Here is an 18,282-nt window from a genome sequence, read left to right as displayed (position 1 = left end):
TCTTGGCTTTTTCTATCCGGATTATTACGCCGATTGGAATGGAATGCCCAAAGCCAATGTTAAGGATTAAGGTTCCGCCGCAGCTTGATGGCTGCAAAAAAAAGCACGCCTGAAGGCGTGCCCAGATGGCTGATAAAGTCCTTTGCAATTAAAAGTTCTGATTTAGCGACTAATAAAAACAAAGGATTATGTTTTCTGATTTACCCCAAACATCCGAAAACCACGTTTTTCGGGTGTTTGTCATCAGACTAAGCACGCCCGAAGGCGTGCCCCTGAGTCATCAGGTAATGCAATTACTGGGGATAAGGTACCCAATCGCCGCCGTTTAGCCGGATGTAAGGCTTGCCCTGGTATTGCATCACGATGGCGTTGTCATTCTCGGAAATGACCGCCGTCTGCGGCAGGTTCTGCGTCAGCGCCTGCCAGTCTACGCTCGGTGCGGTGAAGGCCTTGCCGTCTACCAAACGAGAAACCAGCTCGGAAAGCGCCAGGTAGCTGCTTGGCGTTTTGACCTGCAGCGGGCTGCCCTGATGCGGCGCTTTCATACCAACCAGTTTGATACCTACCGGCGTATGGGTAATGTTCGGGCTTGGGATATCGCGCAGGCCGGACATCTGCATTTTGTCTCCCACCAGTGCCGCGCCGTGTTCCGGCACGATCACCACCATCACCTTGCGGCCAGACTTCTCCAATTGATCCAGGAAGGTGTTCAACTGGTCGAACAATTTCTGCGCCCGGGGTTGATAGTCCGCGCTCTTGTTCGAACCGACGAAACGGTTACCGTCATGCAGTGGAATGATATTGAAGAAGGTGGCGCTGCGGGCATCACCGGCTTTCTGCTGCTGATCCAGCCAGCGGGTGAGCAGTTCCAAATCGTTGTATATCGGTTCGCCATCGAACGAGGCCAGCTCATTGCCGATCCCGGCCTGAGACATCAGCGGTGCCTGCATATCACCCTGTTCGCGCAGCTCTTTCAGGAAGTTGCCGAACACGCCGGAGTGATCCAGCATCAGCTGCTCTTTGAAGCCCAGCTTGGCAAGATTATCAAACAGATAGCATTGCTGATTGACCGGCTGATACAAATCGTGATGCGAAGGCTGACCACAGCTGGCGCGTAACAACCTGATTGCCGCCGGGCCGCTGTAGGCGGTGGCCGAATTGAAGTTGTCGAACATAATGTCCATCTTCGACCACAGCGGATGGTTTTCCAGTTTTACCGCGTCCATGTCGGCCCAGGCCAACGAACAGATATTGATCACCAGCAGGTCAAACGGCTGAGCATCGGCAGGCAGGCTGGCCGGGAAGGCGGTTGCGCGGGTTTTTTCCTTGTCGTAGAACTGATTCAGATAGGCCGTCAGGTTGGCGCTGGTTGGTGGCGCACTGTCCGCCGGTGCGCTGTCGCCCCCGGCAGCCGGCGGCGTCGTTGCCGGGGTGCTACTGGTAGAAGCGTTGGTACTGGCCGGTAACAGGGAGACGGCCGGCCCGGCAATGTTGACCAGGTTCAACCACACCAGTGCGGCAACGGTGAATACGGTAACCCGTACCCATTGGGCCAGGAACAGGTAGGCAATCAGCATCACGAAGGCCGCGCCGATCATCTGCCAATTGATAAAGCGATTTATCAGCTCCAGCAGATACTGGGCGCTAAAGCCGGTCAATTGCGAGCCCTGGCTCATGATGCTGTTGATGCCGGGCAACCAGGTGTCGTGATAGAACAATGCAATCCCAATCGGGATCGCCACGTAATGACGCCAGCGGTGCAGACGCATCGCCGGTATCGGCATCAACAGAAATGCCATGAACACCAGGTTGGGCAAGGCGTGGAAGTTCAGGTAACCGAACCACAGCAGGGCAAATTTGGCCAGGAAGTAGTAGTTCCAGCCACCCAGCCCACGCCAGTAGCGCCACAGGGAGTTGTCGGATTGCGGGTTGTTTGTTGGCTTCATGGCTGTTTCTTACGCTTAATCTGAGATGAAGAACCTTCGCGCACCCATAATCCGATGGATTTTAAATAGCGCGGTGATAACAACAGGTTTTGCCAGTACTGACGCCAGTGCGGGAAACGCCGATGAAAGGCATAACCCAGCGGGATGAAAATAATGGCGCACAGAATAATCAGTTGCACAATGTCGTTAAGATTCAACATGCTTATTCTCCTGCGCACCGGTAGTCAGCGTGAAAGCCACCGGTTGACGGCGCTCCTGCGGGCGGTCTGCCTCGGCGGCGGCCTGGCGCGGTGTGGCCTGTGCGGTCGCTGCAGGCAACGGAATATTGGCGTTGTGCGCCAGCCGTTTAATTTCAGAAATAATATCTACGTCCTGGTGCCACACCACCCGGTTACTGAAGGCTTCATCTACCGGCAGACGAAAAATAAACTTCAGAGCGGTATCCAAATCGTTAATCCGGCAGGTGGAGAGAAACAGGACCAGTCGGCCTTGCACCACGGTCATTACGTCGCCGAAGCGCCGTAGAAAACACAGGGTCATCGCCTGTTCGGCGCGCAACCCGGGCACCGGGCGCAGCGCTACCATCACACCTTTACCGTCTTCCGGCAGCAGCGTGTTGCCCATCAGCGAAATCACCGCCTGACTAAAATCGTCCGGCCGCATATAACCTTTCAGTTGCAGCGGGCGCAGCCCGGCCAGCAGGGCATCAATATCTGCCGGAACGTGGCGCGAGAAGCGTTGCCCCTGGATACCCTCAAGCATGGTCAAAAAGCGCGATAACGGTGCTACGTGCGGCACAATCAGATTGGCGCCGCAGGCCAACAGCAAGCGTTCGTCACTGTAACGCAGGCTGGCGCTCATCTCGCGTACCACGATTTTCAGTCCGTTGCCGCGCTGACGGCGCAGGCTGTGGATTTGATGTGCCAGCGCATCAATTTCATCACTTTGGTACAGGGCGAAGATCAACGTAGCCGAAAGCGTCAACATGCCGTGCTGCGCCAGTTGCGCATTGGTTTGCAGCAGTTGCCAGTTGGCCGATAGCGGCGGCGCGCCTTCAAGAATGCTCTGCTGGGCCAGGTAGCGCCCTTCATCGCTGCGGATGGAGGTCGGAGAAGGTTTATTGCTGTCGTCGTCACCCTGCCAGCCGTGTTCGCCGGCATACAGCGTCAGCAATTGGTTGGCGTTGATGCCGTTTTCGGTGCTCCACCAGTTAACCAGATACTGTGCGCTGTCCTGCTGCCACTGCAGGCTGGCCAGCCCATTAAGGATGCGGTGTTGAGTGCTGAGTTGCCCTTTGAGTTTATTTACGCCGCCGCCGTGGCTGAGGATCAGCAGCGTGCAGCCTTGTCGGCGCAGCCAGGCGCCGGTGGCGCGGGTCCAGTCACCCAACTCTTCGCGGGTGAAGGTCTGCCATAAGCTGGCATGGGCCAACAGAATCAATAGGCGATTTTGCGGTTTTAGGGCGCGCATCAGGTCGTCGCTAAAGTGCATCAGCGCCGCTTTTTTCTCGGGTAGCTGGTACAGCGGGATTTTTTTCAATGCGGGGGAGACAAGTTCCGCCAGCAACCCGTCAGGTTTTTCTCCGCTGCATATCAACGCGACCTGGCTGGTTGCAGCCTGAGCAGCCAAGGTTTGCTGGCAGAGCAGGTTGGCATCGGTTTGACGGTCGACATTCACCCAATACAGCCCCGGGGCTTGCATGACAGACAGTTCTTCCCAAATCTGCCGAACACCTAATGAGAAAGATTGCGCCATAGGATATTTTTCTACTTTCGTTGAAAGTGTCGTCGCGGCCAACTGAGTATAGCTATTCGGCCATCCTGTCATTGGGAACAATAATAAAAAAATTAAAACCAGCCATGTACTAATATTTGTTGAGAATCATCTTATTGGCCATGTCTTTTTTTTAGCGTTGCTATAGTAATTAACATTAGCCTATTTTTTTGAGGCGGCAGAATGAATGATCAATTAACGCGCTTTCACGCAGTGGTGCCATCGGAAACTCAGGACGATTTGCTGGCGCTTAGTCAGGCATTTTCGCTGCCAAAATTAAGCTATGTCGATATCGCACGTCAGGAGCGGTTAACGCAAATGATGGCCAACTGGCCGCTGCTGGCCGAATTAGCGCAGACCACGGGGAGCCGTTAGTTTATGCCAGTGATTGCTCTGCAGGGGTTGCGAGGCGGGATGGGGGCGACGTCGGTCACCGCGGCGCTCGCGTGGGCATTACAGCAACTGGGCGAGTCGGTATTGGCGATTGATTTTGCGCCGGATAACCTGCTGCGTCTGCATTTTAATATGCCATTCGAGCTGGCACGGGGTTGGGCCCGGGCCGAGCAGGACGGCGGCGATTGGCAACAGGGCGCGATGTGCTATTGTGAAAACCTCGACTTTCTCCCCTTTGGCCAGCTCACCCTGGCGGAACGGGTGAATGTACAGCAATCTTGTCTGCAGCAGCCCGCCCGCTGGCAGGACAATCTGGCGCAGCTAAACGCCGCGGCGCAGTACAACTGGATCCTGTTGGATCTGCCGGCGGATGATGAAGCACTGGCTCAGCCGGCGCTGGCGGTGGCAGATTGCGTCTTTACCCTGATTGCTCCGGACGCAAACTGCCAGGTGCGGCTGCATCAGCAAGCGCTTCCGGCAGGCTGCCGTTTCCTGATTAACCACTATTTCGCCGCCAGCCGACTCCAGCAGGATTTACACCAACTGTGGCTGCAAACGCTGGGGGGATTGTTGCCGGTGGTTATCCACCGCGATGAGGCGATGGCCGAAGCCCTGGCGGTGAAACAGCCTTTGGGGGAATATCGGCCGGAAAGCCTGGCTGCGGATGAAGTGCTGACGCTGGCTAACTGGTGTCTGATTAACCTGAAGGGGACGCCGACATGAGCCGGGTGATGAACCTGCTGCTGGTGCCGCCGGTCCATCAGGCGGTGCAGACGCGTTACCGTACCTACCGACGGCATGGTTCGTCGGCGTTTACCGCCTTTTTCACCACGCTGCTGGTGGCACTGGGCTGGATTTTCCTGCGTTTCGAATCCCCCGGCTGGCAACGGTTGCGGGCTGCGCGCAGCTATTGGTTCCCCCATCTATCCTCCAGCCGTCCGCGGCCGGCGGACGCGCTGCGCTATCTGGTGCAAGGGTTGTGGCTGCTGGTGTTCCGCACCGATCGTGCACCTGTAACCCATCATCGTTTCGCCGGCTGGCGGCGGTTGCAATTGCGCTACGCCCAGTGGCTGCAAACCCTGCCACAGCGGCTGGAAAATGCCGGGCTGGAGCAGCGTTCGGTTGAGCGCCTTGGCCGGATGAGCCAGCGCATGCGCCGTCTGCTGTTTATTATTGTCGGCGTATTGGCGGCAATCCTCGCCATACTCTGTATTTCTCAACCGTTCGATCTGCCGGCGCAGTTTGTGTTTGTGGTGCTGCTGTGGGCCATTGCCATGGTGGTGCGCCGGGTACCGGGCCGTCTGCCGGGACTGATGCTGATCGTGCTGTCGCTGACCGTTTCCTGCCGCTACCTGTGGTGGCGCTATACCGCCACCTTGAACTGGGACGATCCGCTCAGCCTGACCTGCGGCCTGCTGCTGCTGATAGCGGAAACCTATGCCTGGGTGGTGCTGGTGTTGGGGTATTTCCAGACCGTCTGGCCTCTGAATCGCCAGCCGGTGCCGATGCCTGCCGACAGCGCAACCTGGCCAACGATCGATTTGCTGGTGCCGACCTACAACGAAGATCTGGGGGTGGTGAAGCCGACCATCTACGCCGCGCTGGGCATCGACTGGCCGAAAGAGAAGGTCAGTATTTACATCCTCGATGACGGTAACCGGCCAGAATTCAAAGCGTTCGCCGAAGAGGTGGGGGTTAAGTATATCGCCCGGCCGACTCATGAGCATGCCAAGGCCGGTAACATCAACAACGCGCTGAAACAGGCCACCGGCGAGTTTGTCGCGATTTTTGACTGTGACCACGTACCCACGCGCTCGTTCCTGCAACTGACCATGGGTTGGTTCTTCAAAGACAAAAAGCTGGCGATGCTGCAGACCCCGCATCACTTCTTCTCGCCGGATCCTTTTGAGCGCAACCTGGGGCGTTTTCGTCAGACGCCGAACGAAGGAACGCTGTTCTATGGCCTGGTGCAGGACGGCAACGACATGTGGGACGCGACCTTCTTCTGCGGCTCCTGCGCCATTCTGCGTCGCAGTGCGCTGGATGAAATCGGCGGTATCGCGGTGGAAACCGTCACCGAAGATGCCCATACCTCATTGCGTTTGCATCGCCGTGGACACACCTCAGCGTATATCCGTATCCCCCAGGCCGCCGGGCTGGCGACCGAGAGCCTGTCGGCGCACATTGGCCAGCGTATTCGCTGGGCACGCGGCATGGTGCAAATCTTCCGGCTGGATAACCCGCTGTTAGGCAAGGGGCTGAAGTTGGCGCAGCGGTTATGTTATGCCAACGCCATGCTGCACTTCTTGTCCGGTATTCCACGGTTGATCTTCCTGACCGCACCCTTGGCCTTTCTGTTGCTGCATGCCTACATCATTTTCGCCCCGGCGCTGGCGATCGCGCTGTATGTGTTGCCGCATATGATCCACGCCAGTCTGACCAACTCGCGTATTCAGGGGAAATACCGGCACTCTTTCTGGAGTGAGATCTACGAAACGGTATTGGCCTGGTATATCGCCCGGCCAACGACGGTGGCGCTGTTCAATCCGCACAAGGGCAAATTCAACGTCACCGCCAAAGGCGGGTTGGTGGAAGAAGAGCACGTCGACTGGGTGATCACCCGGCCCTATATGTTCCTGGTGATCCTGAATCTGGCCGGGCTGTTCTTCGGCGTTTGGCGGCTGGGTTACGGCCCGGCCGATGAAGTCATGACGGTGATCATCAGCCTGGTGTGGGTGCTGTACAACATGACCATTCTCGGTGGGGCGGTGGCGGTAGCGGTAGAGGCCAAACAGGTGCGTCAGGCGCACCGGGTAGAGATCGCGATGCCGGCCGCAATCGCTCGTGCCGACGGCCATCTGTTCCCTTGTACGCTGCGCGATTATTCCGATGGAGGGGTGGGCATTGAGATGCGCGTAGCGGATGCGCTGAAAGATGGCGACAAGGTGTCGCTGCTGCTCAAACGCGGGCAGCAGGAATACAGCTTTCCGTGTGTGGTGACCCGAGCCTTCGGCAGCAAGGTGGGGATCCGTATGGTTTCCATGACCACCCGCGAACACATTGATTTTATTCAGTGCACCTTTGCCCGCGCCGATACCTGGGCGTTGTGGCAGGACGGGTTCCCTGAAGATAAACCGATCGAAAGCCTGCGCGACGTTCTGGCGCTGGGCTTCCGGGGTTACGTACGTATGGCGGATTATGCACCGCCGATGGTGCGCCGCCTGCTGGTCGGGTTCACGACGCTGATTGCGTGGGGAGTGTCATTTATCCCACACGGCGTTGGCAGAGCCCCGGCCTTCAGCCAAAAAGAGACAGTGGTATAGGCAAACCGCCCGCTCACTCGCCTGGCCCCCAGGCTATAACATTGATGATGATACGATGACGAGAAAAATAACCTGGTTTACCGCCCTGGCCTTAGGCATCAGCACCCTGTCTCAGGCTGAAACCGCCACCGCGCCGACCGGACAGCCGCCGGTGACGATACCCGCCGATGCGTCGGTCACCACCCCTATGGGATCGGCCGCGCCGGTGGATCCGAATGCGCCGGTTCGTGATGTGCAGTTGCCGTTCGCCACTATTGCTCCGCCGCCGGGGACCTTTACCCTGCGCGGTACCCGGCCGGATGGCCAGGTTGAATTCGGCGTGCGCAGCGATGAGGTGGTGTCGCAGGCGATGCTTGATCTGGAGTTTACGCCGTCACCGTCGCTGATCCCGGTGGAATCGCACGTCAAGGTGTACCTTAATGATGAGTTGATGGGGGTGACGACCCTTGCCAAAGAGCAGCTCGGTAAACCAAATCGCATCCAAATGGCGATAGATCCTCGCTATATCACCGATTTTAACCGCGTACGGCTGGTGTTCGTTGGCCATTACCAAAACATTTGCGAAAACCCGGCCAGCACGACCTTGTGGTTGGAAGTCAGTAAATCCAGCTCGTTGAACCTGCGCTTCCAGACCTTGCCGGTGAAGAACGAACTGTCGCATTTCCCGGAGCCGTTTTTCGACAGCCGCGACAACCGCCCACTGATCTTGCCGATGGTGTTTGCCGGCCAGCCGGATATCACTCAGCAGCGCGCGGCAGGCATTTTGGCTTCGTGGTTCGGCAGCAAAGCACAGTGGCGCGGTCAGTCGTTCCCGACGCTATACAACAAGCTGCCGGAACAGCACGCCATCGTCTTCGCCACCAACAAGCAGCGTCCGGATTTCCTGCGGGATTATCCGGCGGTCAACGGGCCGACGGTGGAGATGATAAGCCATCCGGATAACCCGTACATCAAACTGCTGCTGGTGCAGGGGCGCGATGACAACGATTTGATCACCGCGGTGAAAGGTATCGCGCAGGGCAATATTCTGTTCCGTGGCCAAAACGTCACGGTGGACAAGGTCGAACAGCTGGCTCCGCGTCAGCCCTATGATGCGCCTAACTGGGTGCGCACCGATCGGCCGATGACCTTCGCCGAGCTGCAGCAGTACGCTGAGCAATTGCAAACCAGCGGTATCGAGCCGGGCCCCATTTCGTTGACCATGAATTTGCCGCCGGACCTGTTCCTGATCCGCAGTACCGGCATCGATATGCACTTGAAATACCGCTATACCGCCCCGCGCATTCAGGACGGTTCACGGCTGAGCGTCAGCCTGAACAACCAGTTCGTGCAGGCTTACTCGCTGGTGCCGGAGCATGAGCAGGGTACTCAGTTGCTGCGCTTGCCACTGACCCAGGGGCTGATCGATTCGGACAAGAACGTCAATATTCCGGCGCTGCGTCTGGGGGCGACCAACCAACTGCGTTTCGACTTTGACTACACCACGCTGTTGGCCAGCGGCGCGGAAGGGCGTTGCGAAACCTATTCCTTCACCGCTAACCATGCGGTGATCGACGGCGCATCGACCATTGATTTCTCCGGTTACCGTCACTTTATGGCGATGCCGGACCTGCGGGCCTTTGCCAATGCCGGTTTCCCTTTCAGCCGCCTGGCCGATTTGTCGCAAACGCTGGTGTTGGTGAACAAGCAGCCGCAACCGGCGCAGGTCAGCGCTTTGCTGAACGCGATGGGCATCATTGGCGCGCAAACCGGTTACCCGGCGTTGGCGATGACGCTGAGTGACGACTGGTCGCAGGCCAAGGATCGGGATGCCGATATTTTGATGATCGGCACTATTCCCCCGGAGCTGAAGGACGATAAAAAGATCAGCCTGCTGGTGGACGCCACCCAGAGCTGGGTCAAACAACCGACGCGGCAGTTGCCGCTGCCGACCATGGACGTGCTGGCAGAAGACACCAAGCCGGACAGCAAAACCACCATCAGTTCTGAAGGGGCGATGGCTGCAATTATCGGCGTGCAGTCGCCGTTTAACGCTCAGCGCAGCATTGTGGCATTGCTGGCGGACAGCGCGCGGGGTTACGACCTGTTGAACACGGCGCAGCTGGACAGCGGCAAGCGTGCCGCGGTGTTTGGCTCGGTTGCGGTGATCCGTGAATCAGGCGTGAACAGTCTGCGAGTGGGCGACGTTTATTATGTTGGCCATCTGCCATGGTGGGAGCGTATCTGGCACGCGCTGTCGACCCATCCGGTGTGGCTGGCGGTGATCGCCGTGGTGGTCGTGGTGGTGCTGGCGCTGATGTTATGGCGTGGCCTGAAGGCCTTCAGCCGCCGTCGCCTGTCACCTGAAGACCGGGACTGATTGCCATGCCTGCGAGGTTGAAGCGTCTGACCATCGGCATGCTGCTGCTGTGCGCATTCAGCGCGGCTGCAGCCTGTGAATGGCCGGCCTGGCAACAGTACAAACAGTTTTATATCAGTGAGCAGGGGCGAGTGATCGATCCGAGCAGTCCTAACCGAATCACCACCTCGGAAGGCCAGAGTTACGGACTGTTCTTCGCGCTGGTGGCAAACGATCGGCCTGCTTTCGATCAATTGCTGACATGGACGGAAAACAATCTGGCCGCGGGCGATCTCAGTGCGCATTTGCCCGCCTGGTTGTGGGGCGAAAACGAACAAAAACAGTGGACGGTGCTGGACAGCAATTCGGCATCCGATGCCGACCTGTGGATTGCCTACAATTTGCTGGAAGCCGGTCGGTTGTGGAAAAGTCGCCGTTATCAAACCCTTGGCACCCTGTTGTTGCAACGTATCGCTCGTGAAGAAGTGGCGGATATCCCGGGGCTGGGGTTGATGCTGTTACCGGGCAAAGTCGGCTTCGTGGCGGAAGATCGCTGGCGCCTCAATCCGAGCTATTTACCCCCGCAACTGCTGGCACGTTTTGCCGTGCTGAATGGCCCATGGCGGAAGATGCAGCAAACCAACCAGCGGTTGTGGTTGGAAACCGCGCCGCACGGCTTTTCGCCGGACTGGGTGGTGTGGCAGGTCGGCAAAGGCTGGCAGCCGGATACCGTCAAACCGAATATCGGCAGTTATGACGCCATCCGGGTTTATTTGTGGGCCGGCATGCTGGCGGACGACGATGAACATAAGGCGGCGTTGCTCAAGCAACTGCAACCTATGGCGCAGCTAACGGCTCAGCAAGGCGTGCCGCCGGAGAAAACCGACACTGCCAGCGGTAAAACCCACGGCGATGGTCCGGTGGGTTTCTCGGCGTCGATGTTGCCGATGTTGGCGCACGAGCCAGAGGCCTTGCAGGTGCAGCGCCAACGTATCAAACAAAACCCGCCTGGCGATCGGGCCTATTTCAGCGCCTCGTTGGCGCTGTTTGGTCAGGGATGGGATCAACAACGTTATCGTTTTAATCGGCAGGGTGAACTTCAACCCTCCTGGGGCGGCCAATGCGTAACTTCCGAATAAACTGGCTGGGCCTGGTGCCTTTAAGCCTGGCGATGCTGCCACAGGCGCAAGGAGCAGAAACCGTTGCGCCGGAACAATGGCTGCTGGAGCAGGTGCGGGTTGGAGAGGCCGGCAACAAAGATGAGTTGGTTCGCCAGTCGCTCTACCGGCTTGAACTGATGGATCCGAATAACCCGGAGGTGATTTCCGCGCGTATGCGTTTGGCATTGCGACAGGGCAATTTGGCATTGGCACAGCAGCAGTTGGATAAGCTGAAACAGATTGCGCCGCAGTCAACTAGCTATCGGCAGGCGGAAATGAACATGCTGCTTACCCAGCCGGAAACCCGCCAAAAGCTGCAGCAGGCGCGGCTGATGGCGACCGCCGGGCGTTTGCCGGAGGCGAAAGCGCAGTATGACGAGCTGTTCCACGGCGATCCGCCGACGTTGGAGTTGGCGGTGGAATACTGGCGTTTGGTCGCGCGGTTGCCGGGGCAGGAAGCCGCGGCGCTGAAACAGTTGCAGACGCTGGATCAGCAATATTCCGGCAACGTGCCGCTGCGCATGTCGCTGGCGCGGATGCTATTTAGCCAGGACCGCGACGCCCAGGCCTATGATCTTTTGCAGAAAGTAGCTGCCGATCCTGCCGGACGCGGAGATGCCGCCGATCTGTGGCTGGAGAAAGTCAAAGCGATGCCGGTCAGTCCGCAGAGCGTTGCTGCCCTTAACCGTTTTCTTGGCGTTTTTGAAACCGGCGATCAGGCGGTCAGCGCCCGACAAGAACTGGCCCGGCAGCAGGCGCTGCTGTCGGATCCTGCCTACCAGGCGCGGGTGCGCGGGCTGGCGCAGGTGGACAAGGGCGGCAGTCGTGCCGCCATTCCAGAGTTGAAAAAAGCGTTGGCGGCTTCACCCAACGACGCCGACGTGCTGGGCGCGCTTGGGCAAGCCTATTCCCGCGTCGGTAATCGTCCACAGGCGCTGAGCCTGTTTCGTCAGGCCCTGCAGGCCGATAAAAGCGGCTACGGCAGCAGTAAATGGCAGAGCCTGATCAAGAGCAACAGTTACTGGCTGGCGGTGGATGAAGGTGACAAGGCGCTGAAAGCCGGTAATTTGGCGCTGGCACAGCAAAAATACCAACAGGCGCGACAGATAGACAACGGTGACAGCAGTGCGGTAATTGGCTTGGGCGACGTTGCGGTGGCGCGTAAAGATGATGCTGCCGCCGAACGTTTCTACCAGCAGGCGCTGCGGTTGGATCCCGGCAGCGGCAGCGCGGTACGCGGTCTGGTGAATATTTATCAGCGGCAGTCGCCGGAAAAGGCGCTGGCCTATCTCAACAGCCTGCCACGCGGCCAGCAAAACAAGCTGCGCAGCACGCTGGAAGGTTTGCAGCTCTATATGCTCAAGCAGCAGGCCGACCAGCTCGTACAGCAAAAGCAGTGGCATCAGGCGGCGGAGAAATTCCGTCGTGCTCAGCAGATGGATCCTGATGACGTCTGGCTGACTTACCACTATGCGCAGACGCTGCGTCAGGCCGGGCAGCCGGAACAGGCAGATGCTCTGTTCAGTCGTCTGGCGCAAAAACAGCGTGCGAATCCGCAGTTGGCATACGCCTATGCGCTGTATCTCTCCGGCAGCGATCGTGATACTCAGGCGTTGGCACAGCTGAATACCCTGCCCGCCGCGCAGTGGAACGACAATATGCGCGAACTGGCGCAGCGCTTGAAGATGCAGGCGACGCTGGAACATGCCGATCGGTTACGTACTGCGGGCGATGAGCCGGGGGCGGTGGCTTATCTGCGCCGCCAGCCGGCGGATACCCGCATTGATCTCCAGTTGGCCGACTGGGCGCTGGCGCGCGGTGAATATGACGCCGCACTGGCTGACTATCAGCGCGTACGGACGCGTGAGCCGAACAACCCGGATGCCAGGTTGGGTGAAATAGAAGCCTATGTAGCGCAGGGCAAGCTGAGTGAAGCACGCCAGCGGCTGCAAACCGCCGCGCCGGACCCGAGCGAATCAGACAACAGCGGGCGGCGGGTGGCTAACGCCTGGTATGCCGTTGGCGAGCCGCAAAAAGCGACCGAGATTTTTACCCGGCTGAAAACGACGGCGCAGCTAGCGCCACCCAGCCAGGCGAAGGCGCTGATTTACCGCGACGCGGCACGGCTCGAACGTGATCAACAGCAGCCGGTGCTGGCCCAGCAGGATTATAAACAGGCGATGGTCGCCAGCGGTATTGCCCCGAGTGTGCCGCAGGATAACGACAGTTACACTTACCTGACGCGCAACAATCCGACAGATGACTGGCTTAAACGGGGCATTCGTTCGGACGCGGCGGATCTGTACCGCCAGCAAGACGTGAATGTCACCCTCGACCATGATTATTGGAGCTCCAGCGGCACGGGTGGCATCTCCGATTACAAAGCGCATGACACCATGTTACAGGTCGATATGCCGTGGTATGACGGGCGGGCGTTTTTCCGTTCCGATACCGTACAGTTGGATGCCGGCAGCTTCTCCACCGACGGCAGCGGCAAATATTACGAAACCTTCGGTACCTGCAATACTCAGGGGTGCAGCGGCGATGAGCGTCAGAAAACCACCGGCACCAGCGTGGCCGTGGGGTGGAAAAACGATCGCTGGGCGGGGGATATCGGCACCACACCAATGGGCTTTGAGGTGGTTGACTGGGTCGGTGGACTGGCCTACAGCAATGACTGGAACCACATTGGTTGGACGTTGGCGGCCTCGCGACGTCCCATTTCCAGCTCATTGCTGGCGTTCGGCGGCACCAAGGACCCAAATACCGGTACCACCTGGGGCGGCGTGCGCGCGACTGGGGTCAGCCTTAGCGCCAGTTACGACCGCGGCGAAGCGCACGGTGTCTGGGCCGACCTCAGCGCACATCAGTTAACCGGCAAAAACGTTGAAGACAATCAGCGTGAGCGCTTTATGGCCGGCTATTACTATAAGTTGATCAACGAAGATAATCGCCGTGTCACCGTCGGGCTGAACACCATGCTGTGGCACTACCAGAAGGATTTGAGCGGTTATTCTCTCGGTCAGGGGGGCTATTACAGCCCGCAGCAATATATGTCGCTGGCGATACCGGTAAACTATCGCCAACGTACTGATAATTGGTCCTGGGAGCTGGGCGGTTCGGTGTCGTTGTCCCATTCGAAAACCAACAGCCAGCGGCGTTACCCGCTGCAGGGGCTGATCCCGGATTCGCTGCCGGACAAGTTTGCCGTCGAGGATGGCAGCTCTTCTTCCGGCGTCGGCTATACCCTGCGGGCGATTGTCGAACGGCGTCTCAGTTCGCACTGGACACTCGGTGCCGGCATCGACATCCAGCAGGCAAAAGACTATACCCCGAGCCACGCTTTGATTTATCTGCGCTATTCGCTGGCCGGTTGGCAGGGTGACCTGGATTTACCGCCGCAACCGCTGACGCCTTACGCCGACTTCAAGTAACCCCGCTAAGGGAGATTCGGAGTGTCGGCACAGAGGAGTTTTGCTACCCTGTGTACAGGCTGTGTCCCACAATTGGCTGTGGCGCGCAGCCTTTCATTAGGAAAAGACTGAAACCCTCGTTTTTCTTGGTTTTGCCCTGGGCATGAAGAGATAAAAACAGTCAACAATCGAGTATACTCAGACCGGTTCAAGGGATGGGTATTATTCATCCCTTTTTTATTTCAGCCCGAATTAGCGGAGAGCAGGTTTGCGGGTCAGGCGCTCATTAACGATTAAACAGATGGCAACGGTGTCCGGTGTGGCGCTGGTGACGATCTGTATCTTTATCGTGATCCAGTTATTCCATTTTGTGCAGCAGCGCAGGGATGACTATGCCCAGCAACTGGAAAATATCGCTCATTCGGTACGCCAGCCGCTGGCGGAAGCCGTGCTGCGTATGGACGTGCCGGAAACGAAGAAGGTGCTGAATACGCTGCTGCCGGTAGGCATCCTGACGCGCGCGGATATCGTGCTGCCGAACGAATTTCAGGCACTGCACGCCAACTTCCCGCCGGAACGTCCGGTACCGACAATGATCGCCCGCCTGTTCGAGTTGCCGATCCAGATTTCCGTTCCCCTCTATTCGCTGGAACGCGTGCCGGCCAACCCGCAGCCATTGGCTTATCTGGTGTTGCAGGCCGATTCGTTCCGCATGTATCAATTTATTCTCAGCATGCTGTCGACCATGTTGTCGACCTATTTGCTGCTGGCCTTGATTTTGTCGGTCGCCATTAGCTGGTGTATGAACCGGCTGATGGTGCATCCGCTACGCGCGATGGCCAAAGAGCTGGAAAACATTTCCCAGGAAGAGGCGCCTTATCATCAACTGATGTTGCCGGCGCTGCACCAGGACGATGAGCTGGGCTTGCTGGTGCGCAACTACAACCGCAATCAGCAGCGGCTGGCCAAAGCCTATGCCGAACTGAGCCGCATGAGCACTCGCCATCCGGTCACTGAGTTGCCAAATCAGGCGCTGTTCACCGCGCTGTTGGAACAGCACATTGCTTCCAGCCTGCGGCCCGAGCGTTTCAATCTGCTGGTAGTCGGCATTGAAACGTTGCACGAAGCCTCTGGCGTACTTAATCCGACGATGCGTGAAGCGCTGTTGTTGACGCTGGCGAAGAAATTACGTGAATGCATTGATGAAAACGGCGTGCTGGCGCAGTTAAGCAATACCGAATTCGCCATTCTGGCTAAAGGCGTTGAACGGCCGTTCCACGCCATGCAGTTGGCCCGCCGCATCATGGCGCAGATCAATGCGCCGCTGAGCCTGCAGGAAATGCCGCTGCGGCCCAGCGCCAGTATCGGTATCGCCCATTACCTGAACGCAGGGGAGAGCGCGGAGCAGCTGTTGCGTAGCGCCACTTCGGCGATGATGTCGGCGCATCGCGAAGGCAAAAATCAGGTGTTGTTCTTCGAACCGAGCCTGACGGAACGCACCCAAAAGCGTCTGACGCAGGAAAGTGAGATCTTGCATGCCATTGAGCAGCGTCGTTTCACCCTGTTCCTGCAGCCGCAGATAGATATGCAGTCCAACGCGGTGATCGGCGCGGAAGCATTACTTCGTTGGCAGCAGTACGACGGCAGCTTTACCTTGCCGGCAGACGTCATTCCATTGGCTGAAGAGCTCGGGGTGATTGTGCCGCTGGGTAACTGGGTACTGGAAGAGGCTTGCCGCATCCTGGCGGATTGGCAGACTCGGGGGATCACTCTGCCGCTGGCGGTAAACGTGTCGCCAATCCAGATGCAGCATGAGAATTTTGTCCCGCATCTGAAAAGCCTGCTGGCCCAGCATCGAATTGACCCGCGCAAGCTGCTGCTGGAAATTACCGAAACGGTGCGCATTGACGACCTCGATCGTGCGTTGGCGCTGCTGCGGCAACTGCACGATCTGGGGCTTTCCATCGCGTTGGACGATTTCGGCATGGGCTATTCCAGCCTTAATTACCTCAATCGATTGAAATGCCTGCCGATAGATTTGATTAAAATCGACAAGAGCTTTATTCAGGGACTGCCGATGGACGACGCGATGGTGCGCATCGTCAGTTCGATTTCCGAGGTGCTGGCGCTGCCGGTGATGGCCGAAGGCGTCGAGAATGCCGAACAACGCGACTGGCTGCTGCAGCACGGTATTCATAGCGGTCAGGGGTTTTTGTTTGCCCGCCCGTTGCCGCGCAGCGAATTTGAAGCCGAGTTCTGCCCGCCGCCAGCCTGATTTCCCTCTTGAGCCTTTTGCGGCGGGCGGCATCCACGTTGCCCGCTGGCCTTCTGGCTTGAAATACCCCCGCTTTATCTACCCCTTTTGCGTTAGTGCAAAGAAAGGGTTACATCCTTTACAGCCTTGCATTCGGGCTGGCGCGTTTCAGCTCTTAAATTCGTATCAACATGTATCTATTGGTGCAACAAATTATTTCCATGTTGTTAGGCGGGTGTTATTTTCCGCGCAAGCGATGAACAGGCGAGATAACCATAACACCGCCTGGTGCGTGTCTTCCCCCAAAGGATGTCCATATGAAACTCACTATCTTTAAAAGCCTCTATTTTCAGGTGCTGACGGCGATTACGCTGGGTGTCCTGCTTGGCCATTTCTATCCTGACATTGGCGCACAGATGAAACCTCTGGGCGACGGATTCGTTAAGCTGATTAAAATGATCATCGCTCCGGTGATCTTCTGTACCGTGGTGACCGGCATCGCGGGCATGGAAAGCATGAAGGCCGTTGGCCGTACCGGTGCGATCGCACTGCTTTATTTTGAAATCGTCAGTACCATTGCGCTGCTGATCGGTTTGCTGATTGTCAACCTGGTACAGCCGGGTGCCGGGATGAACATCGATCCGGGTACGCTGGATGCCAAAGCGGTGGCGGTCTACGCCGAGCAGGCTCAGCAGCAGGGCATCATTCCATTCTTGCTGGATATCATTCCGGGTAGCGTCATCGGCGCCTTCGCCAGCGGTAACATCTTGCAGGTGTTGCTGTTTGCCGTGCTGTTCGGCTTCGCCCTGCACCGCCTGGGTGAGAAAGGCCAGTTAATCTTCAACGTGATCGACAGTTTCTCCCGCGTGATTTTCGGCATTATCAATATGATTATGCGTCTGGCGCCGCTGGGGGCCTTCGGGGCGATGGCATTCACCATCGGTAAATATGGCGTGGGCACGCTGCTGCAGCTTGGCCAGTTGATTGCCTGCTTCTATATCACCTGCGTTCTGTTCGTGGTGGTGGTGCTGGGCTCCATTGCTCGTGCCAACGGCTTCAGCATTTTCAAATTCGTTCGCTATATAAAAGAAGAGCTGCTGATCGTGCTCGGGACCTCTTCTTCCGAGTCGGTGCTGCCGCGCATGCTCGACAAAATGGAGAAACTGGGTTGTAAGAAATCGGTGGTGGGTCTGGTTATTCCCACCGGCTACTCTTTTAACCTGGACGGCACATCGATTTACCTGACCATGGCGGCGGTGTTTATCGCGCAGGCGACCAACACCCATATGGATATCGTGCATCAGGTGACGCTGCTGGTGGTGCTGTTGTTGTCTTCGAAAGGGGCTGCGGGCGTGACCGGCAGCGGCTTTATCGTGCTGGCGGCGACCATTTCTGCCGTGGGCCACCTGCCGCTGGCCGGCCTGGCGCTGATTCTGGGCATTGACCGCTTCATGTCTGAAGCCCGCGCCCTGACCAACCTGGTCGGTAACGGTGTGGCTACGGTGGTGGTGGCTAAATGGTGTAAACAGCTGGACGAAAAACAGCTGCAAGACACCCTATCCAACAAGCCGGGTGCAGGTGCCGACAAAACGCTGCCTTCAGCCTGATTTAATCCTCAAATCACCGGTTGCAGCCGCAGCCGGTGACGTTTTATCCCCCCGCGTAATGATTTCTTGCATTTA

11 protein-coding genes are annotated in these 18,282 nt (G+C 57.8%); 8 read left to right on the top strand and 3 right to left on the bottom strand.

Features of this window, described 5'->3' with window-relative positions; translation table 11 throughout:
* Positions 1–293: 293 nt before the first annotated feature.
* The 3 genes from bcsG to bcsE are packed head-to-tail and all read right to left on the bottom strand — an operon-like array spanning position 294 to position 3,701.
* Positions 294–1,946 carry a cellulose biosynthesis protein BcsG gene (gene bcsG / locus M2407_RS24410; RefSeq protein WP_128864819.1) on the bottom strand — a complete coding sequence of 551 codons (1,653 nt, stop codon included), beginning with the start codon at positions 1,944–1,946 and terminating at the stop codon, positions 294–296.
* On the bottom strand, positions 1,943–2,146 hold the full coding sequence (gene bcsF / locus M2407_RS24405) for a cellulose biosynthesis protein BcsF (protein ID WP_020824733.1): 204 nt from the start codon (positions 2,144–2,146) through the stop codon (positions 1,943–1,945). Before bcsF ends, bcsG begins: the two co-directional genes overlap by 4 nt.
* A complete protein-coding gene (gene bcsE / locus M2407_RS24400; RefSeq protein WP_259220087.1) occupies positions 2,133–3,701 on the bottom strand; it encodes a cellulose biosynthesis protein BcsE in 1,569 nt (522 codons plus the stop codon). Before bcsE ends, bcsF begins: the two co-directional genes overlap by 14 nt.
* A 201-nt stretch (positions 3,702–3,902) precedes the next feature.
* Here bcsE and bcsR point away from each other — a divergent pair, with 201 nt between their 5' ends.
* The 8 genes from bcsR (at position 3,903) to M2407_RS24360 (ending at position 18,207) form a co-directional block, all read left to right on the top strand.
* Complete coding sequence (bcsR, locus tag M2407_RS24395) at positions 3,903–4,094, top strand: cellulose biosynthesis protein BcsR (RefSeq protein WP_046374762.1); 192 nt, start codon at positions 3,903–3,905, stop codon at positions 4,092–4,094.
* 3 nt (positions 4,095–4,097) lie between these two features.
* Positions 4,098–4,835, top strand: a complete 738-nt coding sequence (gene bcsQ, locus M2407_RS24390; RefSeq protein ID WP_259220084.1) for a cellulose biosynthesis protein BcsQ — start codon at positions 4,098–4,100, stop codon at positions 4,833–4,835.
* Positions 4,832–7,435: a UDP-forming cellulose synthase catalytic subunit gene (gene bcsA / locus M2407_RS24385; protein WP_020824737.1), complete on the top strand. Its 2,604-nt coding sequence runs from the start codon at positions 4,832–4,834 to the stop codon at positions 7,433–7,435. The genes bcsQ and bcsA overlap by 4 nt, the downstream gene beginning before the upstream one ends.
* A gap of 55 nt (positions 7,436–7,490) precedes the next feature.
* Positions 7,491–9,794: a cellulose biosynthesis cyclic di-GMP-binding regulatory protein BcsB gene (gene bcsB / locus M2407_RS24380; protein WP_176984508.1), complete on the top strand. Its 2,304-nt coding sequence runs from the start codon at positions 7,491–7,493 to the stop codon at positions 9,792–9,794.
* A 5-nt stretch (positions 9,795–9,799) separates the two neighbouring features.
* On the top strand, positions 9,800–10,912 hold the full coding sequence (bcsZ, locus tag M2407_RS24375; protein WP_048762510.1) for a cellulose synthase complex periplasmic endoglucanase BcsZ: 1,113 nt from the start codon (positions 9,800–9,802) through the stop codon (positions 10,910–10,912).
* A complete protein-coding gene (gene bcsC / locus M2407_RS24370; protein WP_259220081.1) occupies positions 10,894–14,367 on the top strand; it encodes a cellulose synthase complex outer membrane protein BcsC in 3,474 nt (1,157 codons plus the stop codon). The genes bcsZ and bcsC overlap by 19 nt, the downstream gene beginning before the upstream one ends.
* A 247-nt stretch (positions 14,368–14,614) precedes the next feature.
* Positions 14,615–16,621 (top strand): biofilm formation regulator HmsP, encoded by a 2,007-nt coding sequence (gene hmsP / locus M2407_RS24365; protein ID WP_259220080.1) that lies wholly within the window; start codon positions 14,615–14,617, stop codon positions 16,619–16,621.
* Positions 16,622–16,917: 296 nt separating this feature from the next.
* A complete protein-coding gene (locus M2407_RS24360; RefSeq protein WP_020824742.1) occupies positions 16,918–18,207 on the top strand; it encodes a dicarboxylate/amino acid:cation symporter in 1,290 nt (429 codons plus the stop codon).
* The last annotated feature ends 75 nt before the right edge of the window (positions 18,208–18,282 follow it).

Origin of the sequence: Serratia sp. BIGb0234, assembly GCF_024809915.1 — a bacterium.
GTDB lineage: Bacteria > Pseudomonadota > Gammaproteobacteria > Enterobacterales > Enterobacteriaceae > Serratia > Serratia liquefaciens.
Note: the sequence above shows the minus strand (reverse complement) of the source record. Positions and strands in the feature narration are given on the sequence as shown.

Bases quoted from the DNA above. Each gene is read 5' to 3' on its own strand.
- bcsC (WP_259220081.1), top strand. From the start codon at position 10,894: ATGCGTAACTTCCGAATAAACTGGCTGGGCCTGGTGCCTTTAAGCCTG.
- M2407_RS24360 (WP_020824742.1), top strand. From the start codon at position 16,918: ATGAAACTCACTATCTTTAAAAGCCTCTATTTTCAGGTGCTGACGGCG.
- bcsA (WP_020824737.1), top strand. From the start codon at position 4,832: ATGAGCCGGGTGATGAACCTGCTGCTGGTGCCGCCGGTCCATCAGGCG.
- bcsQ (WP_259220084.1), top strand. From the start codon at position 4,098: ATGCCAGTGATTGCTCTGCAGGGGTTGCGAGGCGGGATGGGGGCGACG.
- bcsZ (WP_048762510.1), top strand. From the start codon at position 9,800: ATGCCTGCGAGGTTGAAGCGTCTGACCATCGGCATGCTGCTGCTGTGC.
- bcsE (WP_259220087.1), bottom strand. From the start codon at position 3,701: ATGGCGCAATCTTTCTCATTAGGTGTTCGGCAGATTTGGGAAGAACTG.
- bcsB (WP_176984508.1), top strand. From the start codon at position 7,491: ATGACGAGAAAAATAACCTGGTTTACCGCCCTGGCCTTAGGCATCAGC.
- bcsG (WP_128864819.1), bottom strand. From the start codon at position 1,946: ATGAAGCCAACAAACAACCCGCAATCCGACAACTCCCTGTGGCGCTAC.
- bcsR (WP_046374762.1), top strand. From the start codon at position 3,903: ATGAATGATCAATTAACGCGCTTTCACGCAGTGGTGCCATCGGAAACT.
- bcsF (WP_020824733.1), bottom strand. From the start codon at position 2,146: ATGTTGAATCTTAACGACATTGTGCAACTGATTATTCTGTGCGCCATT.